This window comes from Nocardia sp. NPDC051981, assembly GCF_040680715.1.
In the GTDB taxonomy this organism is placed as follows: Bacteria; Actinomycetota; Actinomycetes; order Mycobacteriales; family Mycobacteriaceae; genus Nocardia.
Window position 1 is genome coordinate 165,207 of sequence record NZ_JBFAXK010000015.1, and the last position, 21,368, is coordinate 186,574.

Genomic DNA, 21,368 nt, shown 5'->3' on the forward strand with positions numbered 1-21,368 from the left:
CGCCCGCCGAATTTGTGCCGGCGGGCCCAGATTCACATGCGCCCGGCCGCCGAAAATGAAACGGCCATTAGTCGCACCGACATCCGCACCCGGGTGCCCGGACCGGAATTGTCGATGTCGAGCTCATCGGTGAGCGCACGCATCATGGCGATGCCGCGGCCCCGGTGACCGGGATCCGCGGGCAGCGGCCGCCACACACCGGTATCGGACACCTCGATGGTGAGGGTGTCCACGCCGCAGTCCGCGCTGAGCCGCACCCGGCCGGGTTCGCCGCCCAGGTACGCGTGCTCGATGCTGTTGCTACAGGCTTCGTTCGCGGCCGCGACCAGATCGACCGCCGTGTCGTGCGGCACCGCGGCGGCGGTGAGCCAGAAACGCAGCGCGCGCCGGATGCCGGACAGTTCACGGGCTTCGGCGGGCACGTCCAGGCGCAGCGGCCCGGGCGGCTGCCGGTAGACGACCATGGCCACGTCATCGTCGTAGCCGGCGGCGGGCCGCAGCCGCGACAGCACCGAATCGGCCACCTCGCGCGGCAATTGCCCGGCCACGCGCGACAATTCGTCGGCGAGTTCGACGAAGCGGTCATCGATGTCGACCCCGCGCTGCTCGACCAGGCCGTCGGTGAACAGGACCAGGGTGGAGCCCGGAGCCATGGCCGTCGTGGCCTCCGGGCGGCGCGGAATATCGAAGGTGGCCAACGGGACTGCGCGACCGCCCTCCAGCAGCCGGCCGCGCTTGGCGGGCTCGGCCAGCACCGGGGGCATGTGCCCGGCGTTGGAGTAGCGCACCAGCCCGCGCACCGGGTCCAGGATGGCCGCGCATACGGTGGTGCACATCGCCCCCGGAATGCGGGAGGCCACCGTGTCCAGTTCGGCAAGCAGCTGGGCCGGGCCCGCGCCGCGCAGCAGCAGAGCCCGTGCGGCCGTGCGTAATTGGCCCATCACCACCGCCGCCGAGAGACCACGGCCGACACAGTCGCCGACCACGACGCCGATGGTGCCGTCCTCGAGCCGCACCACGTCGTACCAGTCGCCGCCGATTTCCAGCGGGGGCAGGGCGGGCTCGTAGTGCACCGAGAAGCGCGGCGGCAGTTCGATCGGGCCGAGCATGGCGCGCTGCAGGGTGAGCGAGGTGGAACGGGCCTGGTCGAAGTTGCGCGCCCGCTGCACGGCCAGGCTCAGATGTCCGACCAGCAGCGAGAACAGCGCCCAGTCACCGGGTGTGATCACGCGTGGCGCGGCGAAGCGCAGCCACAGCGCCGAGTCGCCGCTCTCGCCGAGCGGCGCCACGATGCCCTCCGAACTCGCCGCCCCCTCGGGGATGGCGAACATGGTGCGGCCGGGCTGCAATCGGGCGCGATCGAGCAGGGCGCGGGCCCGGGCGTCCAGGACGCGCCGGGATTCGCGGCCCTCGGTCGGCTCGGCCTCCCCGCGTCGGCGGATGGGCTGGGTGTCGTGCGGGGCAAGGCCCGCGCCGGTGTACGGATTGTCCTCGGAGACATACAGTTCCGGGCCGGCGTGATGGTTGGGCCAGACCGAGACCACCGCGGCCTCCGCGCCGATAGCGCGCCGCAGCTCCTCCAGGCCGACGGTGAGCACCTCGACCACGCTGGTGGCCGCGCCGACCGCCGTGGCCAGCCGGGAGACCGCCTGGTCGCGGGCCTGGGCGTCGTGCTCGGCGGTCACATCGCGCAGTGTGCCGACGACGATCCGTTCCCCGTTCTCGGGTTTCACCAGCGAGGACGTCGACACCGCGAGCCACAGCAGCCGCCCGTCGCGGTGGCGGATGGGCATCACGAAGCGGGCCGCGTCGGTGCCCAGATCCGGGTAGCGCGGCGCCTCGGGCACGGTCCAGGGATGGGGGAGCGGATACGGAATCCCGTCGGGCCCATAGCCGGTGAGCGCGCCGAATGCCGAGTTGACCTCGACCAGCGTGCCCTGGGCGTCGACGACGAAGAACCCGTCCTGCAGCGACTCCACCAGCGCCGTGCGGAAGGCGTCGCGGCCCGCGAGATCGTCGGCGCGCGAACGCTGTTGCTCGTAGCGCCTGGTCCCGTCCAGGAAGCCGCGGGTGGCGACGTCCAGCGCCGCCATGGTCTGCAGCAGGAACTCCAGCGCAGCCTCGGTGCGGTCGGTGCCGTCGGGCGCGGGTCCCAGGCCCTCGAGTTCGAGCAGCCGGAAGTGGTGCTCGGTGAGGTCGAGGATGCTCACGCCCTCCACCAGCGCCCGCCGCCCGAGCTCGTAGCCCTCGGCCAGCGTGTTCTGATTGGGGGCGCGCAGGTGCAGCCGGAGCGCGGCGGCGTACGCCTCGCGAAACGCGGCCAGTACCGTACTCACGCTCGGCTCCATGGGCATGAGCGCAGGCCCTGCGTGGTTACGCAAGCTTCCGCCTCCGGGCCTCGACCGGTCATGCCGGGTTCTCGCTCATGGCTTCACACTCGGAATGGGTTGGGAGGGATGGGATTGCCCGCGGTGGCGGGCCGCGAGCACGAGCGCGTCGTCGGTGTCCTTGGCGTGGCGGGCCAGGATCTCGGCGGTGATCTCCGCGGTCGGCTTGGACAGGTCGACGGCGTCGGCGAAACTGCTGGTGATGCCGTCGGTGGACATGAGCAGCAGGTCGCCGGGGCGCACGGCCACGGTCTGCGGCTGCAGGTTCGGCGGCAGCAGGTAGCCGACGATGCCGCCCGAGAGCAGGGCCGTGGCGCGGATGGCCGGTTGGCCGGGAGCCGCCGCGACGATGCGGGATTCGACATTGCCGACGCCCAGCCAGTGCACCCGGTCGCGAGAGTCGAACAGCGCCAGCGAGACCGCCGCGCCCCGGGTGTCGGACATGGCGCGATGGCACAGCAGCAACAACACATCCAGCGGCTCGGCGCGGTTCTCGGCCAGCACCTGTGCCGCCCGATCGGATGCGTCGGCCGCCGCCGCGCCATGGCCGAGACCGTCCAGTACGGCGAAGAGCACCGAGCCTCCGCCCGCGTCGAGCACGACCGATCGGTCGCCCGAAACCCGTTGCCCGGGCAGTGCGCGACCGGCGACGGCCCATTCGACCGCGCCGATGAAACCGTCCTCACGCACCGGTGGGCACCCACTTCCACATTTCGACGAGGGTGCCGTGTCCCGGCCTGGAATTGATGACCATGCCGTCCATCAGTCGCTTGGCGCCCGGAAGACCAAGCCCCAGACCGCGTCCGGTGGAGAAGCCGTCCTCCATCGCGCGCGGAATGTCGGGAATACCGGGCCCGCTGTCCTTGGCCTGCACCACCATCGAGCGCCGGCCGTCCCGATCCTGCACGGCCAGCCGGATCTCCCCGGTGCCCGCGTAGCTCGTGATATTGCGCGCCACTTCGGAAATGGCGGTCGCGATCATGGTGCGATCGGAGAGCGAGAAGCCGAGTTTGGCAGCCAACTCCAGCCCCGCTTGCCGAGCGGTCACGATGTCGTTCGACACGTTCACCGCGATCACCACGTCGTCAGCGGCCACGTTCACGACCGTCTCGTTGGCCTCGGCTCCTGATCTTCTTGTTGAGCCAGGACAGGCCCTCCTCGAGGTCCAGCGCGGTGTGCATGTCCTCGAAGGTGAGACCCAATTGCACCATGGCGAAAGCGACTTCGGGTTGTAGGCCCACGATGACCGTTTCCGCCCCCCGCAGCTTGGTCATGTGGGCGATAGTACGCAGCGATCTAGCGGCAAAGGAGTCCATTACGTCGATTGCGGTGACATCGACGATGATGCCCTGGGCTCGGTATCTGCTGACGTAGGTCATCAGATCGTCTTGCAGGCGTTCGGTATCCGCGTCGGTGAGCGCTGACTGCACCGACGCAATGAGATAGGTGCCCTGCTTCAGAATGGGTACCGGCATCTGACCCGCCCTGATTACCGTCCGTCGCGATCGGTGACGCGCGACACCTCGTAGCCGAGCAACCGCTCCGCCTCCTCGATGCCGCCCTGGAGGTCACCGACGGCGTTCATCTTCGACAGATCCAGGCCGATGGTCACCAGGGTAAGTGCGATCTCCGACGACAGGCCGGTAATGATGACATTGGCGCCCATGAGGCCCGACGCGTCGACGGTCTGCACCAGGTGGTTGGCGACCGTGGAGTCGATCGCGGGCACACCGGTGATATCGATGACGACGACCTTGGCGCGGTTGGCGCGAATCGCGCGCAGCAGCTGCTCGGTGAGCTGACGCGCGCGCTGCGAGTCCAGCACACCGATGATGGGGAGGATCAGCAGCTGCTCACGCACCTGGAGAACGGGCGTGGACAGCTCGCGAATCGCCTCCTGCTGCTGGCGGATGACGCGCTCGCGCTCCTGCACGAAGGAGACGGCCACGGTGTTGGCGATGCGGTTCGCGGCCGGTTCGTAGGCGTCGAGCACCAGCTTCAGCAGCTCGAAGTCGGACTGGTATTTCTCGAAGAGGCTGCGCGCCAGCACGTCTCGCAGCAGGAGCACGATGCCGACGACCTCGTCGGTCTCGACTCCTCGGGGGATGATGCGCTCGGACAGGTCGCGCGCGTAGGCCTGAAGTGCCTCGACGCTACCGGTCTCGAGCACCTCGACGTAGTTGTCGTAGACGGAGGTGGCCTCGGAGAAGATTTCCTCGGGCGTCATGGCGGTGAGCAGCTGGGCATCGGTGATGCGACGGGCCCACTCCTCGCGCAGTTCGGTGCGGTTCTGCCGCAGGTGCTCGACGAGCTGCGGAAGCAGGTTGTCGACGGAACCCGCGGGCAGCGAATCCGCCGAGAGACCGATGGACACGTCGGACATGAAAACTCCTGCCCCTTTCGCTAAGGCCAGGTCGGGTGCTCACTTCTACGACCGTTAACCGGTCGTGTGCTCGGTGCCGACCGCCGTCGGAAGCCGGTGCCGAGCCTAGTCTTACCCAGTACCCGATGGGTGCCAAACCAAACGCTGGTGGGCTGCGAATTCGGGGTCAGGTGTGCTCGTCGCGGGTTTCCGGTCTGCGGTGATGGGCCAGCAGTGTGTCGTAGATATCTGCCAGCGCCGTGAGCTGGCCACGATCGAGCACATCCACCATGTGACGCCGCACACTCTCGACATGCGAGGGTGCGGCGGAATCGAGCACCTGCGCGCCCTTTTCGGTGAGGACCGCGGCGGTGCGGCGGGCGTCGTCGGGAATGGATTCGCGGGCGACCAGGCCGCGCTTCTCCATCCGGGTGATCTGATGCGAGAGCCGACTCTGCGACCACTCCAGCACGGCCGCGAGTTCGGCGAAACTGCGCCGGTGGTCCGGGGCGTCGGCGAGCCGGGCCAGCACGGTGTATTCCACGTACGTCAGATTGGATTCGCGGAGGGAGTCCCGCCCGACCGCGGCGGCGATGAGGTCGCGGGTGAATACGAATCCCAGCCAGGCGCGCATCTCGACATCATCGAGCCAGCGGGGTTCGGCCACAGTTCCACTCCCGGGTTCCGTTGTCATGCTAAATCCTCCCCGCCGCCGACAAGCGCATCATGCACAGGTAACACCTGCTCGGTTGAAGGTGCAACATGTACCTGTTCGCGGCATCCTGTCGCGGATTGCGGTGTCGTCGACCACGACCCATGGTGCTCGTCGCCGCGTCGTGCGCAGCATCGAACGCGCTTGCAAACGAGCGAACATGGCCGGGCCTGGTCATCGGCGGGTACGCACGGGTCGGTACAGTCACTCTGCTTGAACCGTCGGCTGACCAGCCCCCAGCCCTGCTCGAGGAGTCCGATTCGTGACCGCGCCTGATTTCCTGTACTCGGATCTGCTGCCCATCGGTACGGACGAGACGCCGTACCGGCTGCTCACCACCGAGGGCGTGAGCACGTTCGAGGCGGGTGGGCGGACCTTCCTGCAGGTGGAGCCCGAGGTGCTGCGCATGCTCACCGCGGAGGCGATGCACGACATCAGCCACTACCTGCGGCCGGCGCATCTGGCGCAGCTGCGCAAGATCATCGACGACCCGGAGTCCAGCGGCAACGACCGGTTCGTGGCACTGGACCTGCTCAAGAACGTCAATATCTCCGCGGGCGGCATCCTGCCCATGTGCCAGGACACCGGCACCGCCATCGTGATGGGCAAGAAGTCCGAGGGCGTGCTCACCGGAGCCGATGACGCGGAATGGATTTCGCGCGGCGTGTTCGACGCGTACACCAAGCTGAACCTGCGCTACTCGCAGCTCGCCCCGATCACCATGTGGGACGAGAAGAACACCGGCAACAACCTGCCCGCGCAGGTCGAGTTGTACTCGCAGGCAGGCGATCCCGCGCATCCGTCCTACAAGTTCCTGTACATGGCCAAGGGCGGTGGCTCGGCCAACAAGTCGTTCCTGTACCAGGAGACCAAGGCGATCCTGAACCCCGATCGCATGCTGGAGTTCCTGGACGAGAAGATCCGTTCCCTCGGCACCGCGGCCTGCCCGCCGTACCATCTGGCGGTCGTCATCGGCGGCACATCGGCCGAATTCGCCCTGAAGACAGCCAAGTACGCCTCGGCGCACTACCTGGACAACATGCCGACCGAGGGTTCGATGGCCGCGCACGGCTTCCGCGACCTCGAACTGGAGGAGCAGGTCTTCAAGCTGACCCAGTCCTTCGGTATCGGTGCGCAGTTCGGCGGCAAGTACTTCTGCCACGACGTGCGCGTGATCCGCCTGCCGCGCCACGGCGCCTCCTGCCCGGTCGCCATCGCGGTGTCCTGCTCGGCCGACCGCCAGGCGCTGGCCAAGATCACCCCCGAGGGCGTGTTCCTCGAGCAGCTGGAACGTGAACCGGCGCAGTACCTTCCGGAGCAGACCGACGCCATCCTCGGCGGCGACGTCGTCGAGATCGACCTGAACCGGCCGATGTCGGAGATCCGCAACGAGCTGTCGAAGTACCCGGTGAAGACCCGGCTCTCGCTGACCGGCCCGCTGGTGGTGGCGCGCGACATCGCGCACGCCAAGATCAAGGAGCGCCTCGACGCGGGCGAGCCGATGCCGCAGTACATGCGCGACATGGCCGTCTACTACGCCGGTCCCGCCAAGACGCCCGACGGCTACGCCTCGGGCTCCTTCGGTCCCACCACCGCCGGTCGCATGGACTCCTACGTCGACCAGTTCCAGGCGGCGGGCGGCTCACACGTCATGCTGGCCAAGGGCAACCGCTCCGCACAGGTCACCAAGGCGTGCAAGGAGCACGGCGGCTTCTACCTCGGGTCGATCGGCGGTCCCGCCGCGCGACTCGCGCTGGACTGCATCAAGTCCGTGGAGGTCCTCGAATACCCTGAGCTCGGCATGGAAGCCGTGTGGAAGATCGAGGTCGAGGACTTCCCCGCCTTCATCGTCGTCGACGACAAGGGCAACGACTTCTTCGCCGAGACCTCGAAGCCGATCGCCCTGCGCGTGCGCGAGCGGTCCAAGGAACGCGTCTGACGCCAGGAGGCATGCGAATGCGGAGGGCCCACCGGATCGAAATTCGGCACCACCCCGATCCGGTGCCTTCCGCCCGGCGTCGCGGCGGCCGCTACGCGGTTCTCGCGCTGGCCGCCGGGGCCGGAATGCTCTGCGGCGCACTGCCCCTCGCGCACGCCGCACCCGCGCCCGCCGTGAGCAGCGGCCCGCTCGCCACCCCGGTCGCGAGCGAAACCGATGGCCTGGACCCGTGGCTGGCGCTGGCCTACAAATTCGCGCTCGCCGAGGCGCAGGGTCAGGGTGTGCCGCTGTGGATCGTCTCCGGCTACCGCACCCCCGCCGAGCAGCAAGCCCTGTGGGAGGACGGAATTCGCACCTACGGGAGCCCCGGCGCCGCCCGTCGCTGGGTGCTGCCGCCCAGCGAATCCACCCATGTCACGGGCCGGGCCATCGACGTCGGCCCGCGTGAGGGCGCGGCCTGGCTCGAGGCGACCGGCAACCGGTGGGGCCTGTGCCGCATGTACGACAACGAATGGTGGCACTTCGAACTGGCCACCCTCCCGGGCTTCGCCTGCCCGGCCCGCCTGCCCGACGCGAGCAGCCGGCGACCATGACCGTCGAGCCAGGAGACAAGTGGATGCGTGCGCGGAGCCCTGACCTCTCGACCGCCCGGCGGCGACCGCCGGGAACCCGCAGGGCGGCCGCCGTGGCCGTCCTGGCCAGCGCCGGTCTGATGGGCGGCTCACTCACCGCGGCACACGCTGCCGCCCAACAGCTTTCGGACTCGGCACCCACCGCCGATGGCCTGCCCGCCGCCAAAGCCGTCGCCGCCGGCACCGACGGCCTGGACCCCCGCCTCGCCGCCGCCTACAACGACGCCGCCACCGAAGCCCACAATGCCGGCGTCTCCCTCTGGATCACCTCCGGCTACCGCAGCCCCGCCGAACAGGAAGCCCTCTGGGAGGACGGCCTCCAGACCTACGGCAGCCCCGAGGCCGCCCGCCGCTGGGTGCTCCCCCCTAACGAATCCACCCACGTCACCGGCGAAGCCATCGACGTGGGCCCCCGCGAGGGCGCACAGTGGCTGGAGGACAACGGCTCCCACTGGGGTCTGTGCCGCATGTACGACAACGAATGGTGGCACTACGAACTCGCCACCAACCCCGACGGCCCCTGCCCCGCCCGCCTCCCCGACGCCAGCGACCGCTGACCCCCTCGTCCCATGGATCGTGGGCGCACTGCCGCCGACGGGTGAGACCGACGCCCTTCCACCAGCTTTCGACTGTGCGAAAACCAACTTCGCTGTGCCCGTGGATTATTTCGCACGACACGGCTCGGCCCGGGTGCGCAGCAGCGTCCACACACCACACGCCACCCGCCAGCACTCCGGGCGGCATGAGGGTGGCCCGGCGGGTGAAGGATGGGTTGGGGCCCGCGAAGGGTGTGGGCAATGGGCAACCGTCTATAGATTGCAGTAATCGGCAGGATCGATATCAAGTCTTGGACACTATAGCTAGAGCTCAGGCAAGGTGGAGCAGGTCGGCCCACAGGGGTCGTCGAGCCTCGGAGAGGAGTTCCCATGCCGAATCTCGCAGCCGGTCTCGGGCGGTTCCAGCGCGATGTCTTCCCCGCCAAGGCCGGGCTGTTCGCCCGCCTCGCCGGTGATCACCGGCCGGGCGCGCTGTTCGTCGGGTGCTCCGATGCCCGCGTGGTGCCGGAACTGATCACCTCCGCCGAGGCCGGGGAACTCTTCGTCATCCGCACCGCCGGCAATCTGGTGCCGCCGCACACCCCGGGCGCGACGGACGGTGTGGTGGCGAGCATCGAGTACGCGGTGGGTGTCCTCGGCGTCACCGACATCGTGGTGTGCGGGCACTCGGCCTGCGGCGCCATGACCGCGCTGTCCGAGGGGCAGGACCTGTCGACGCTGCCCGCGGTCGCGGGCTGGCTGGGGCACGCCGACGCCGCCCGGGCGCTGGTCGACCCCGACATCACCGGCGCCGCAGCGGTATCCGCGCTGGTTCGCCACAATGTGGTGGCACAGCTGGCCAACCTCGCCACCCATCCCGCGGTGGCCCGGGCGCGGCGCTGTCCCGGCGGACCCTCACCCTGCACGGCTGGGTGTACGACATCGGCACCGGCCGCGTCGAGGCGCTCGGTGCCGGGGGCGAGTTCAGCACTCTCGCCGCCTGATTCCCCGCTCTCTCCGAAATCCGACCTCCGATTTCGCTTCCGCGAAACGGCTTCCCGAAAGGAGGCACCGCCATGGTGCACGCACAGTTCGATCCGACCGCCCGCGAGGCGCTGGCCGATGCGGCCGTCGCCGCCAAGATCGCCAAGGACCTGACCTGGCAGCAGATCGCCGACGCGGCCGGCCTGTCGGTCGCCTTCGTCACCGCCGCGGTGCTGGGCCAGCACCCGCTGCCGGAGAAGTCCGCGCTCGCGGTGGCCGAACTGCTCGAGCTCGACGACGACGCCGCCCGGCTACTGCAGACCATCCCGCTGCGCGGCTCGATTCCCGGTGGCGTGCCGACCGATCCGACCATCTACCGCTTCTACGAGATGCTGCAGGTCTACGGCACCACGCTGAAGGCCCTGGTGCACGAGCAGTTCGGGGACGGCATCATCTCCGCCATCAACTTCAAGCTCGACGTCAAGAAGGTCGCCGATCCGGAGGGCGGCGAGCGCGCGGTCATCACGCTGGACGGAAAGTACCTGCCGACCAAGCCGTTCTGAGGCCTGGCCGCCCGGAGATGACCTGAATGTCCGGAACCGGAAGCTGATCGGTCATGTCCGGGCACCTGGCGGTTCAACTGGCGACCGTACCGTCGCGGCTGAGGGATCACGGCGGACGGAGATGTGATGCTGGAACCGCGACTTCGGACCATGTGGCTGGCCAATGCGGCGAGCGGGGCGGCGGCTGTCGCCGTGCGCACGCCGCGCCCGGTGTTCGCCGCCCAGGCGCGGCGGGCGCAGCGCGAGGCCGTGGTGGCCTCGGATCTGGAAGTCGTGACGGTGACCGATCATTCGGCCGTCATCACCTGGACGACCCGGACATGGAACCGGGCGGGGCGACTGCGGCCCGCGCCCGCCGACACCGAGTTGCGCATCGTCCCCGCCGACGGGCGCGGGCGGCCCCGTGTCCTGGTCTTCGAGGGCATGCGAACGGCGTACCACTACGCCGAGGTCCGGGATCTGGAACCGGGGCGCGCCTATCGATTCGAGGCGTACTCCGACGGGCAGCGCGCGGTGCCCGCCCGGACGCTGGTGACGCGACGGTCCGGAACACCTGAATCCACCGGCGTTTTCACCACCTTGACGCCGCCGCCGGGGCGACTGCTGCGGACCCTCGCCCTGGCCAACGACCTGCACTACGGCGAACCGGCCAGTGGGCTGTTCGCGGGACTCTTCGACGGACTGCGGCACAGCACCGACGAGTATCCGGAGTTCATGCTGCAGGCCATGCTGGAGGATCTGCGCCTGCCGGATCGCGGGGCGGACCATTTGGTGGTCGCGGGCGATCTGACCGATTCGGGAACGGCCGAGCAGTCGCGTGGAGTCCGGGACAGTCTGGACCAGTGGGGCAATCTGGGCCGGGATTACTTCGTGTGCAGGGGAAATCACGATGTCCGGCCGCCGGAGGAGACCGACCACTGGGGTCAGGTGTTCCATGCCCGGGACCGGCTCGTCGAATACTTCGTGGGCGGCCTGCGGCTCATCGGGCTCGACACCACCCGGGTGCGCGGCGCCGGCGGCACCCTCGACCCGGCGCAGCTGGCCCACCTGCGCGAACTGCTGCGCGGCGAACCCGACCGGCCGACACTGATCTTCGGTCACCACCCGGTGACCAGGCATGCGGCGGTGAGCAATCCGGGTGGGCCCGGCTTCGTGCTGGACAGGTTCAACGCGGCCGCGCTGCACGCCCTCTACGCCACCGCGCCCGGGGTGTTCCTGCACCACAGCGGCCACACGCACCGGAATCGGCTGAGCCGCCCCGATTCCGGGATCGGTGTGGAATTCCTCGAGGTGGGCGCGGTCAAGGAGTATCCGGGCGGGTACACCCTGGTGCGGATCTACGAGGGCGGCTACATGGTGAACTTCTGCAAGACCCGGTCCGAGGCGGCGCGGCGCTGGAGCACGCGCACCCGCAGCCAGTACCTGGGCATGCACCCCGATCACGCACTGGGCAGTTTTGTCGATCGCAATCATGTCGTCCGGCGTGATTTCTCCGGCCTGTGCGCGGAGCCCTCGGCGAGTTGACCGGCAACACACCGGTTGACGCACCGGTAGGTCCGGTCAATACGCCCACAACTCCCGCGCTGTTCGGCATACTGCCTGATGCGAGTGCGCGCCACCTCACCTGGATGACCTACCCAGGCCCGATCGGATATCGCGATGTCCCTTCGTTCACCGCTGTGGGCGCGCCGCGGGTTCGGCATCCTGGGTTCGGCACTTCTCTAGCAACGGAGGCATGGTGGGCAGGCAGGGCGGGCAGTACCGTACGAATCACGGCACACTCCAGCACCAGCGCCCACCCGTTCGCGTTACCCGGCGCCCCGCCCAACCTGCCCGAGAAGTCGTATTCGCTACCAGCTGGCTGATTTTCGAACTGCCCACCGCGGTACTGCTGGCCGTCTTCGTCGGCACCGGCTGGCTCGGCTACCTCCAGCACGCGGGCACTCCGGCCCAGCCGCGCTCTGCCGTAGTGGTGCCCGCCGATACCGCCCGCCCGGGCGCTCACTGAGCCGGTTCGGTACCAGACCCGGCGATCCGGCCGGTCGCTCGCGACCACGACGATCAACCGCGAGACCGCGGATCAGGCCCGGAAAATGACGCCACCCCGGTGCCGCTGGCTGCGGGTCACCGGGGTGCTGGCGGGCGGATCGGCCGGAGCTGGTGCAGCGGCGGCCGATTCGGCGCGGAGGGTTTCAGTCGTCGAGGGAGCTGCCGTTGCGGGAGCGCGACGCGGCGCGGGCGCGGCGGCGGGCGGCCTGCAGTTCGGCGAGTTCCTGCTCGAGGGTCTCGGCGATCCGGAACTGGCCGGTGTCATAGACATTCAGCGGCGGGACGGGATCGGTGAGATCGGCGAGCGGGGAACGGTCGTCCCCTTCTTCGGTCTTGCGGCTCTTGCCGGTGGCGGAGCGGCGCTCCTTGTCGGCGGGTTTCGCGGTGTCCGACTGGCTTTCGGCCCGGGCAGGTCGGGGCTCGACCACCTCGGCTTCGGCATCGACGGTCTTCTCGGGCTCAGCGGGAGCCGCGGGAAGGGCCGGGGTGGGAGTCGGCACCGCCGAGGGGGAAGGGCGGCCGGGCCAGGAGACGACGGTGGGCATGGAGCGGCGGATCTGTTCGCCCGGGTCCGGCAGATCCCGGATCTGGTCCGTGGCACGCACGATGGCCAGACCGTACCGACCGGCCGCGGCATTGTGGATCAGCAGCGCCACACCGATCATCACCGGTGCGATGGCGTGCACGGCCACTTCATACCAGCTGCCGTTCTTCAGGTACGGGTAGGTGTTGAGCATGACGGTCAGGCCCAGCAGCGCGAACTCGGCCACCACGACCTGGCGGCGGCTGTCGATCACGCCCCACTCGGCAACCTTGTTGGTGCCGATCATGATGATCACGAGGCAGACGCTGATCATGCCTTCGAGCAGGTAGCTGAACCAGTACAGCGGATCGCTCGCCCCGCCCGGGGCGATGTTGTGCTGCACGTTGACCGCGGACCAGAGCATGCCGGCCGCGACCACGCCGGCGAGCGCGCGCTGACTCCACGCCCGATGCTTGTACAGGGACGCCAGTTTGGCGTGCGGGCTCGATTCCCGCCGCTGAGCAGCGATCGCCTTGCGCGCCAGCAGCAAGTCGCGAATGTCGGCCTTCTCAATCTCTATGGTGGTCTGTCGGGCCCGATCGGCCGCTGATGCCGCGGCCTCGGCCTGTTTCCAGCGCTGCGCCCGCTCCTGCTCGCGGATGCGCTCGGCCAGCTCGCGCTCGGCGACGAGCTCGGTCTCCGACAGTGCATCGGTGAGAGCGGGATCGTATTGGTATGCCAGCCGCCCCCGGGCCTTCTCGACCCGTTGCGCCAGCTGGGTGACCTCGTCCTCGCGCGGATGTTCGATCGTCAATTGGTCCCCCGTCCAGGGAGTCCCGATGGCTGACAGGTGATTCCGGTAGGCACGGAGAACATTTCTAGTCGATACACGCCCAACCGCGAAACTGTTGATTTGCCGATGGTCCAATCCTTACGGCGCGCCGCGCTGCGACACGCGGAATTGAGTGGGAGTCAGGGCAGTACGGAGACGTCGTCCGATCGGCTGTCCAGAGGGGTTGCCGACCGGAGTTCGGGCACCACCATATAGGACCCGGTCGCATCGCGCAGGAACCGAGACCCGCATGCGCGAAGCTGCGTGGGCGAAGGATCGAAAGACGGGCGGACGGTGGAGGATTCGGCGTGGGGCTCGGGAGTCAGCTGATCGTCTCGAGTTCCTCGTCCATCGGGATCGCGCCCTCCAGGCCGTGGGGGAGGCGGCGGCGGTTGGGGGAGCCGAGGGCGGTGGTGAGGTCGGTGCCGTCGTGTTCGGCCAGGAGATCGTCGGAGTCCCAGACCAGCAGGGTTGCGCTGACGGTGTTCTCGGCGGCGGAGTGGGCCAGATCGTAGTGGGCGCAGGCGGGGACGTGGGGGTAGGTGATCCAGAGGTCGTAGCCGGTCATGAAGAGGTCGAGATCGAATTGGACGGACAGGCCGAGCAGTTCGCTGCGGCCGTTGTCGTCGACACCGGCGAAGGCCTCGTCCAGGGCCAGCAGGCGGGGGGCCTGCGGGTCGGCCGAATCGAGCATGACGTGGGCGGCGGCGAAGAGCGGAAGGTGCAGGGACACCGACTGTTCGCCGCCGGAGAGGGCGCTGTGCCGGGCGACGGTGAGGCGGTCCTCGGCGCCGTCGGCGGTGACGATGGTGAACGAGAAGACGCGCCAGGCGCGGTAATCGAGGGTGGCCGCGAGGATCTCGGGGAACGAGCGCTCCGGGTGGGCGGCGCGCGCGGTGCGGATCTCCGCGGCGAAATAGGCACGGATGGTGGACAGGTCCTCGGGGGTGAGCTCGGCGGAGTCGCGGTCCAGGAGCTTGCAGACCGCGCGGGCCGGCTCGGCGAGATTGTCGGCCAGCACCCAGTGCACGCCGATGGTGTTGCCGGAGGACATGCGGCGCTGCCTCATCTCCGCGCCCATGCGGGAGATGAGATCGCGGGCGTCGCAGGTGCGTTCGTGGATCTGCTGGGCCAGGCCGGTCAGCAGCGCGTCCTCCAGGATGCGGCGTTCGGCATCGGTGAGCAGCAGCTCCTGGTCGCGGCGGGCCGCGCCGATGCGCTCGGCGAAATCGGCCAGCGCGGACAGGCCGTGGTCGTCGTGCACCTGCACCACGGTGAGGCCGTCGGCGGCATCCCAGTGCAGGCGATAGTCCTGGCGGGCGGCGGTCAGCGCGGCGTCGAACTCCTGCAGGGCGGTGGTGACCGCGCTGCGGGTGGACTTGCGGGCCGCCTCGCCCGCGCGCACCGAAGCGGTTGCGGCGGCGAGATTCTCGAAAAGGGCGGACACCTCGGCGGGCAGCACCGTGGGCTCCTGCTCCGGATCGCCGTTCTCGATCCGGTACAGCAGCTGCTCCGGCGTCGACCACGCGGCATCGCTGCTGGGCCAGCGGCTGTCGACGGGGGCGCCCAGCAGGCTCAGCAGATCCGGGCGCGCGTACGGGGCCAGATGACGGACGTCGGCGAGCAATTCGGTGAGCGCGGTGCCCAGTGTGTCGTGGGCGGCGCGGTGCGCGCCCTCGGCGGTGCCCACGGCCTCGATGGCCTCGGCCGCGGCCTTGCGGGCGGCCTTCTGCTCCGCGCGCGCCGCCTCGATCTTCTCCCGGGCCGCGTCCAGCTCGCGATCGATATCCGCGGCGCCCGCGCCGAGCGCCTCACGCAGTGTCTCCAGTTTGCGCAGCTGCTCCTCGTACCCGGCGCGCGCGGCCTCGGACTCTTCCGCGAATGCCTCGGCCAGGTCCTTGGCTTCCTCGAGCCGGTCCCCGGCCTCCCGGGCCCGCTCGTGCTCGCGCTGATGATCGCCGCGCAAGCGCAGCAGCGCCGTCCCGGCGTTCTCGAAATGGCGGACAGCGGCCGCCAGCGCATCCAGCTCGGCAGGATCGCGCGGCGCGCGATGATCGGCCGCGATGGCCCGAACCTTCTTGTCCGCGTTGGTGTATTCCGCCACGGCCTGATCCAGATCCCGCTCGGCCTGGCCCGCCGCCTCCGAGCGCGAGCGCAGCATGCCCGCCGCCTCGGCGACGCTGCGCAGCGCGGCGGTGACCGCCGTGGTCCGCGGCAGTGCCTTGGCCGCCGCCGAAATCCGCCCCAGCTCCGCGGTGGCGGCCTGTTCGTCGGCTTCGGCGGTATCGGCCTCGCCCACAGCCGTTTCGATGGCAGCGGCCAGCTCAGCCAGCCGCAACTCGCGCCGGCGCGCGCGGGCGGTGGTGCCGATGAACTCGGCGTCGGATTTGACGTGCCGGCCGACCTGCACCCCCTGCCGGAACCGGCCGTCGGTGGCGATGGTGAGCTGCCCCTCCGCACCGACAGGCTGTGCCTCGGTCCCGGTGACAGTGCGCCCCTTGCCATCCGCGCCGCCGGCCATGACCGACCCGGCGACCTCGTGCAGCGCGATGGACGCCAGAATGCCGGAGACGATCCGGCGCGGCACGGTCAGCGTGTCCGAATCATCCTCGACGACAAGCACATCGGCGAGCGTGCGGCCGGTGGGGCGCAACTGCTGCGGCAGCGGCGTGAGGAACTGGTCCGAAGCATGGTCCGGCAGTTCGGCATCCGCGCACACCCAGGCGTCGAGCAGGTTGGCGGCCTGTAGCGCAGCCTCGATCCCGGCTGCCTCGTGCGCACCGACGCCGTCGGCGAAACGCACCAATCGCCACAGCGGCGCGCCCGTCCGATCCGGCCGCGCATCGGTCCGCGCGGCGAAAGCCGGTGGCGCGTCGTCGCGTTCGGCCGCGACCCGCTCCCGCTCGACGCGCAGTTCGCCCGCCCGTGCGGTCGCCTGGGCCGCCCGCGCCCGCGCCTCCTGCCGCCGCGCCCGGATCTCCTCGGTCAGCGGCTCGGTACGTTCGGCGAGCACTTCGGCCGGTGTGGCCGGAACCGAGCCGTCGTCGAACACGTCGCCCGATCCCGGGCCGGTCGCAGCCGTGTCGACCGGTCCGCCGCCATCCGGTCCTGTCGCCGAACGCTTTCCGCCCGCCTTCCCGGTCCCGTCCTGGGCCGCCGTATCGCCGCCGGTGCGAGACCCGGCCCCCATCGCGGCCTTCTTGCCGCCGCCGGCCGGGCGCGGGGCGTGCTCGGCGCCGACGTGCCCGAAGGCGTCGTCGAGCGCCTCGAACAGGCCGTTGCGAATCGGCGCATACACGTCGCGGTGCGTGTCCCACCAGTCGCGCAGGGACACAGCGGTGTTCGACCGGGCCAGGGCCACTGCGGCTTCGGCCTCGGCCAGTTCGGCGGCGGCGGATTCGCGCAGTTCGACCGCGCGCTGTGCGGCGCGTTCGGCCCGGGTGCGTTCGGTGACGGCCTGGTCGACCAGGGTGAGGGCGCGGCGGACGGCACGGACGTCGGCGTCGCGCTCCTCGGCGTGGGAGCGGACGGTGGTGGTGAGGTGCTCGGCGCGGGCCGATTCGGGCAGCGCCGACCAGCCGATGCCGGCTTCCTCTGCGGCGGTGCGGAGTTCGTCCTCGCCGCGGGACAGTGCGGAGGCGGCGTTGGTGACGGCGGCCTGGGCGCGTTCGGATTCCTCGAGCCGCTGGTCCACGGTCTGACGGGACTTGAGGGCCTTGTCGCTGTGCACGGCGGCGGAGGTTTCCAGCCGGCGGACGGCGCCGGCGAGATCGTCGAGCTGCTGCTTGCCCTCGTAAGCGCTGGAACGCTGGAGGGTTTCCCGGTCGGCGAGGGCCTGCTCGTAGGCGCGGTCGGCGTCCTCGGCGCGGGTCTCGGCGGCCGCGCGCTCGGTGTCGCGGCGCTTGCGCAGGGCGGCGGCCGCGTGCAGGGCGGTGCTGGAGTGGGTGACCGCGTCCAGACGCACCCGCACCTGGTCGATGTCCGTCTTCGCCTGCACGGCAAGGTATTTGCGGTAGACGTTGACGAAATCGCGGGTCGCGGTGTCGGCCTGGACCAGGCCCTCGAGGGTGCGCCCGACCTCCTCCATATCGCTGAAGGAGCGGGCGGCGTCCAGGATCAGCTGCTCGTCCAGCGGGCGCAGACCGTCGGTGAGCGCCTGCGAGAGGCCGCGCGGGTCCAGGTTCTTGGCCAGCTGCGGGCGGCGCAGCGTCAGGATCAGATTGATGAGCTGGTCGTAGCGCTGCTGCCCGAGCCCGAACATGCGGGCGTCGATGGCCGCCCGGTACTCGACCGGCCGGTCCACGATGGCGTCGGAGCCGATCTGCTCGGCCAGCTGCTTGCGGGTCAGCGGCCGGTCGTCGGGGCCCAGTAGCGAGAAGTCCACGCCCACCCGGCCGTCGGCGACGAAGTACCAGCGGGTCACCTTGTCGTTGGAGCGGGTGGCGCGCATGCCGATGCCGATGGTGACCGTCTCCGGCCCGGTCCAGCTGCCGCGCGCGAACTCCATCCACACGTACGAGTAGGCCGATTCCTGCTTGCGGTAGAGCAGGTTCGACTTCATGGTGCGCTCTTCACCCGCGAACGGATTGAGCCGCCGCGGCTCGATCCGACCGTCCAGCACGAAGGGGAACAGGACCTCGAGGGCCTTGGTCTTGCCCGAGCCGTTGGGCCCGCGCAGTACCAGCCGCCCGTCGGCGAAGCAGAACTCCTGGTCGCGGTAGTCCCACAGGTTGATGATGCCCGCCCGGGTGGGGACGAAGCGCACTCCACCGTGAATGTGGTCGGCCATCAGTTCCCGGATCCCTTCTCTGTCGAGCTGTCCGCGGGCGCTGTCGAGCTGTCCGCAGGCACGGCGTTCGCGCCGAGTTGTGTGGGGGAGATGAACAATTCGGTCTCCGCGCGGGTGCGGACGGTGACGATCGCGCCCCGGTACCGGGCCAGCGCGGGCAGGATGAGCAGGCCGCCGTCGACCGGCTCCACCAGCCGGAGCCGCTCCAGCAGCGAGACCGCCTCGGTGGTCAGGCCCGGCACATCGGCCTGCCACTGGGCGGCGAAGGTGTTGCCGTAGCGGTCGGTCAGCATCTGCACGGTGTCGCGGATCCAGGACGACTCGAGGAACGGGAAGTCGGGGATCTCGGGCTCGGCCGCTTCCACGTCCGAATCCTCGTGCGGCCCGAAGACATCCACCGGATCCGCGAGCGGAGCGAACACGGTATTCGACGGAATGGCGGTGTCGAGCTGCTCCACCAGATCCAGCAGCGGACGGTCCGGCCGCGGCCGGCGTTCGACCGGATTGTCGATGTCCAGCACCAGATCCGCGATCTCACCCGCCAGCAGCAGCGCCACCTGCGCGAGCGTGCCCGTGCCCGGGAACCGCACATCCGACAGCCGCCCCGAACTGTCGATCAGCGCAACGCCTTCCGCCCGTCGCTCGGCCCGCAGCCCGGTGAGGTACTCGACCTCGGCGACCAGCTTCTCCTGCCCCAGCAGCGAGCGCTGCGGCTCGGCGAGCTCGTCGGCGTAGACCACGGGCTGCTCGACCAGGGCCCGCCGGACCTCGCGTGCCGCCAACGCCAGTGCGGGGGAACGGGTATCGGATCCGCCCGCCTCCTCGCCGAGCAGTCCGGTGACGCTCTGGAGATGCTGCAGCGCCCGGGGCGGCCGGAACAGCGCGAAGACCACCGATCGGTCGATGTCGTAGAGCGCCTCACCGGCCTCCGGGTCGCTCGCCCAGCCCCCGGCATCGCCGTCGGCCAGGGTGACCGCGCCGCGCGCCGCCAGCCAGCCGACCGCGTCGACGAACGCATCCCGATCCGCGGCCCGATCCGGCGCGAGCTCGAGGCCCTCCACCCGTTCGGTGTAGGCGGCCACCTGATCGGCCAACTCCGACAACGTGATCTGATCCCCGGCGCGACCCAGCGCGGCCAGGGCCAAGGCGAGGTAGGCGTAGCGGCGGCGATCGAACAGCCGATCACCGGTGGTCCGCGCAGGCCGTCCGGCGTCGAGGCGATCCAGCACCGGGAAGAGCCGCGCCGTGGTCTCGGTGACCTCCAGCCGATACCCGAACAGCTCGGCCAGATCCTCCCGCAGCTCCGTCGCCCACCGCCGTAGCAGCGGCAGCGCAATGCGATCCGGATACGTGCGGGTGACCAGGTGATTGGCCAGAATCACCCGCGCCGCACGCTGATAACTGTCCAGCGCGAGCGAGTCGATACTTCGCGCGTGCATCAGCCCACCTCCCCGCCGCCGACAGTGCCGCCGGCGGGCGTGACCGAAGGATCCGGCCGATTCGACTGCGCGGCAGGGGATTTGCGACCGCGCAGGGCAGCGGTCTCGCGAACCTCGAGTCGCCGGTTGTTGAGGTGGAGCACGCCCTTGGACGTTCGGACGAGCGTGGACCCCTCATGCTCGGACACGGTGAGTGTCACGCCGTTGTCGGAACCGGAGGTGCCCGGAACCCGCCCGCTCACCGGCACCCACGCCGTGGACGCGGCGTCGAGCAGTTTGAGCAGCACCTCGGTCTCGCCCTCGTCCAGCTCCCGGTCGTAGAGGTCGGCGGCGGCCAGCGAGCGTGCGGCCTCGGCGCGGGCCCGCTGGGCATCGAGCTGTACCTGGCGCAGGCGGCGAATCCCCGCGTCATTGCGTTGCAGCCGGGCGGGCGCACCCGGTGTCGGTGGCCGCCCGGTCTCGGCGAGGGTGCGGGCTATCTCCAAAGGTGGTGCGTCCCACCAGGATCGGATGGCCGGAATCACATCGGCGTCCGGGTGCCGCATGGCCAGATGGCGGGGACGGCCCAATCCGAAGACGGCGTCGTAGAGTGCGTGCGCGGCCTCGGCGGTCGGGGCGGCGGTGAACCATCCGGCGAGGTGTCGCAGCGCCGATTCCCGGCTGACTCCGCCTTTGCGGGTCTCGGTGACCCGGCGCAGCAGTGAGAGCACGGCCGCAATGGCGCTCATGGTCGCTTCGCGTAGGCGCTCGCATTCGGTGAGCCCGCCCTCGTCATCACTGATGAACCAGCCTCGCAGTCCCTGCCAGCGCGCCCGCCAATCCGCTTGGCGCTCAGCGGTATCCAGCAGCACCCGCTCGTCACAGCGGGCCGCGCGTTCGATGAGATCCTCGACCCCGGTGTGCTCCACCTCGCGAATGGCGGCGGCCAGCCGCGGTGCGAAACGCGCCAGGTCCATGGAGAATTCGCGCATGTGCGCCAGCAGCGCGTCCTTGTGCGCGAGGAAGGCTTCGGGGGTGGCCTCGGTGGTCCGCACCAGATCGCCGAGCGTCAGATAGAAGTGCGCCGCTCGCTCGGCCAGATCCGACAGCGCCCGGTCCAGCCGGTTCAGTACCCGGTAGACACGCGGCGCGTCCGCGCTCTTGTTGGCCTCGGCGAGGGTGTGCAGATCCGCCAGCAGCTCCGGCAGCACCAGCCGGGAGAGCGCGGCCTCGTCCAGTCGCGCCTCCAGCACATCCGAAACCGCCCGATATGCCTGATAACCCGCCTGCGAGAACTGATAGACGAAATGCCGGTTCCGATACTCGGCCAGCGTCGCCGCCCGGGTCCCGTCGTAACTGCGTTCCAGCACACCCCACTGGTGCAACTGCTCCAGCAGCGGACCCACCTCGGTGGCGGTCAGTGCGGGCGCGCCCGGGCAACGATCGAGCGAGTCGGCGACGTCGGAGGCGTGCAACAGCACCACGTAGGCGGCGCGGGCGGCGTCGAAGGCCCGCAACACCCACAGGTAATCGGCCCGTTTCTCGGCGGTGGCGAAGGAGAACAGACGCAGTCGGTCGGCGTCGCTCCGCCTCTCCGCGCTCGGAATCTCCTCGGACCCGGCCCCCTTCGGGCCGGGCAGCA

17 protein-coding genes are annotated in these 21,368 nt (G+C 69.9%); 7 read left to right on the forward strand and 10 right to left on the reverse strand.

Features of this window, described 5'->3' with window-relative positions:
- Positions 1-32: 32 nt before the first annotated feature.
- The 6 genes from AB0L60_RS25215 to AB0L60_RS25240 form a co-directional block, all read right to left on the reverse strand.
- Complete coding sequence (locus AB0L60_RS25215; RefSeq protein WP_364618081.1) at positions 33-2,336, reverse strand: SpoIIE family protein phosphatase; 2,304 nt, start codon at positions 2,334-2,336, stop codon at positions 33-35.
- 87 nt (positions 2,337-2,423) lie between these two features.
- Complete coding sequence (locus tag AB0L60_RS25220; RefSeq protein ID WP_364618083.1) at positions 2,424-3,077, reverse strand: SpoIIE family protein phosphatase; 654 nt, start codon at positions 3,075-3,077, stop codon at positions 2,424-2,426.
- Complete coding sequence (locus tag AB0L60_RS25225) at positions 3,070-3,483, reverse strand: ATP-binding protein (RefSeq protein WP_354833098.1); 414 nt, start codon at positions 3,481-3,483, stop codon at positions 3,070-3,072. Before AB0L60_RS25225 ends, AB0L60_RS25220 begins: the two co-directional genes overlap by 8 nt.
- Positions 3,473-3,862, reverse strand: a complete 390-nt coding sequence (locus AB0L60_RS25230) for an STAS domain-containing protein (RefSeq protein ID WP_364618085.1) — start codon at positions 3,860-3,862, stop codon at positions 3,473-3,475. The genes AB0L60_RS25225 and AB0L60_RS25230 overlap by 11 nt, the downstream gene beginning before the upstream one ends.
- 14 nt (positions 3,863-3,876) lie before the next feature.
- Positions 3,877-4,770: an STAS domain-containing protein gene (locus AB0L60_RS25235; RefSeq protein ID WP_354832015.1), complete on the reverse strand. Its 894-nt coding sequence runs from the start codon at positions 4,768-4,770 to the stop codon at positions 3,877-3,879.
- 166 nt (positions 4,771-4,936) lie between these two features.
- Positions 4,937-5,443, reverse strand: coding sequence for a MarR family winged helix-turn-helix transcriptional regulator (locus tag AB0L60_RS25240; protein ID WP_364618088.1), 507 nt, complete (start codon positions 5,441-5,443; stop codon positions 4,937-4,939).
- Between the two features lie 280 nt (positions 5,444-5,723).
- Between AB0L60_RS25240 and AB0L60_RS25245 the strand changes: the two genes are divergently transcribed.
- The 7 genes from AB0L60_RS25245 (at position 5,724) to AB0L60_RS25275 (ending at position 12,123) form a co-directional block, all read left to right on the forward strand.
- The gene (locus AB0L60_RS25245) at positions 5,724-7,400 is read left to right on the forward strand and encodes a fumarate hydratase (RefSeq protein WP_354832019.1); all 1,677 of its coding nucleotides are present in this window, start codon (positions 5,724-5,726) and stop codon (positions 7,398-7,400) included.
- 125 nt (positions 7,401-7,525) lie between these two features.
- Complete coding sequence (locus AB0L60_RS25250) at positions 7,526-7,993, forward strand: M15 family metallopeptidase (protein ID WP_364618182.1); 468 nt, start codon at positions 7,526-7,528, stop codon at positions 7,991-7,993.
- A gap of 23 nt (positions 7,994-8,016) precedes the next feature.
- Positions 8,017-8,589, forward strand: coding sequence for a M15 family metallopeptidase (locus AB0L60_RS25255; protein WP_364618091.1), 573 nt, complete (start codon positions 8,017-8,019; stop codon positions 8,587-8,589).
- Positions 8,590-8,958: 369 nt separating this feature from the next.
- Positions 8,959-9,726 (forward strand): carbonic anhydrase, encoded by a 768-nt coding sequence (locus AB0L60_RS25260; protein ID WP_364618093.1) that lies wholly within the window; start codon positions 8,959-8,961, stop codon positions 9,724-9,726.
- Positions 9,645-10,115, forward strand: a complete 471-nt coding sequence (gene cynS, locus AB0L60_RS25265; protein ID WP_364618095.1) for a cyanase — start codon at positions 9,645-9,647, stop codon at positions 10,113-10,115. The genes AB0L60_RS25260 and cynS overlap by 82 nt, the downstream gene beginning before the upstream one ends.
- 126 nt (positions 10,116-10,241) lie before the next feature.
- Positions 10,242-11,639 (forward strand): metallophosphoesterase, encoded by a 1,398-nt coding sequence (locus AB0L60_RS25270; protein WP_364618097.1) that lies wholly within the window; start codon positions 10,242-10,244, stop codon positions 11,637-11,639.
- 211 nt (positions 11,640-11,850) lie between these two features.
- Positions 11,851-12,123 (forward strand): hypothetical protein, encoded by a 273-nt coding sequence (locus AB0L60_RS25275; RefSeq protein ID WP_364618099.1) that lies wholly within the window; start codon positions 11,851-11,853, stop codon positions 12,121-12,123.
- 184 nt (positions 12,124-12,307) lie between these two features.
- Here AB0L60_RS25275 and AB0L60_RS25280 read toward each other — a convergent pair whose 3' ends face one another.
- From AB0L60_RS25280 to AB0L60_RS25295, 4 genes are all read right to left on the reverse strand, one after another.
- Positions 12,308-13,501 carry a hypothetical protein gene (locus AB0L60_RS25280; protein ID WP_364618101.1) on the reverse strand — a complete coding sequence of 398 codons (1,194 nt, stop codon included), beginning with the start codon at positions 13,499-13,501 and terminating at the stop codon, positions 12,308-12,310.
- A 340-nt stretch (positions 13,502-13,841) separates the two neighbouring features.
- The gene (locus AB0L60_RS25285; RefSeq protein WP_364618103.1) at positions 13,842-18,308 is read right to left on the reverse strand and encodes an SbcC/MukB-like Walker B domain-containing protein; all 4,467 of its coding nucleotides are present in this window, start codon (positions 18,306-18,308) and stop codon (positions 13,842-13,844) included.
- Positions 18,308-19,747, reverse strand: coding sequence for a TIGR02678 family protein (locus AB0L60_RS25290; protein ID WP_364618105.1), 1,440 nt, complete (start codon positions 19,745-19,747; stop codon positions 18,308-18,310). The genes AB0L60_RS25285 and AB0L60_RS25290 overlap by 1 nt, the downstream gene beginning before the upstream one ends.
- Positions 19,747-21,297, reverse strand: a complete 1,551-nt coding sequence (locus AB0L60_RS25295) for a TIGR02677 family protein (RefSeq protein WP_364618185.1) — start codon at positions 21,295-21,297, stop codon at positions 19,747-19,749. The genes AB0L60_RS25290 and AB0L60_RS25295 overlap by 1 nt, the downstream gene beginning before the upstream one ends.
- Positions 21,298-21,368 lie beyond the last annotated feature (71 nt).

What these genes read in the sequence shown, in the direction of transcription:
- AB0L60_RS25285 (WP_364618103.1), bottom strand. Translation starts at nt 18,308, where the DNA reads ATGGCCGACCACATTCACGGTGGAGTGCGCTTCGTCCCCACCCGGGCG.
- AB0L60_RS25255 (WP_364618091.1), top strand. Translation starts at nt 8,017, where the DNA reads ATGCGTGCGCGGAGCCCTGACCTCTCGACCGCCCGGCGGCGACCGCCG.
- cynS (WP_364618095.1), top strand. Translation starts at nt 9,645, where the DNA reads ATGGTGCACGCACAGTTCGATCCGACCGCCCGCGAGGCGCTGGCCGAT.
- AB0L60_RS25250 (WP_364618182.1), top strand. Translation starts at nt 7,526, where the DNA reads ATGCTCTGCGGCGCACTGCCCCTCGCGCACGCCGCACCCGCGCCCGCC.
- AB0L60_RS25235 (WP_354832015.1), bottom strand. Translation starts at nt 4,770, where the DNA reads ATGTCCGACGTGTCCATCGGTCTCTCGGCGGATTCGCTGCCCGCGGGT.
- AB0L60_RS25240 (WP_364618088.1), bottom strand. Translation starts at nt 5,443, where the DNA reads ATGACAACGGAACCCGGGAGTGGAACTGTGGCCGAACCCCGCTGGCTC.
- AB0L60_RS25290 (WP_364618105.1), bottom strand. Translation starts at nt 19,747, where the DNA reads ATGCACGCGCGAAGTATCGACTCGCTCGCGCTGGACAGTTATCAGCGT.
- AB0L60_RS25270 (WP_364618097.1), top strand. Translation starts at nt 10,242, where the DNA reads ATGCTGGAACCGCGACTTCGGACCATGTGGCTGGCCAATGCGGCGAGC.
- AB0L60_RS25230 (WP_364618085.1), bottom strand. Translation starts at nt 3,862, where the DNA reads ATGCCGGTACCCATTCTGAAGCAGGGCACCTATCTCATTGCGTCGGTG.
- AB0L60_RS25275 (WP_364618099.1), top strand. Translation starts at nt 11,851, where the DNA reads ATGGTGGGCAGGCAGGGCGGGCAGTACCGTACGAATCACGGCACACTC.
- AB0L60_RS25260 (WP_364618093.1), top strand. Translation starts at nt 8,959, where the DNA reads ATGCCGAATCTCGCAGCCGGTCTCGGGCGGTTCCAGCGCGATGTCTTC.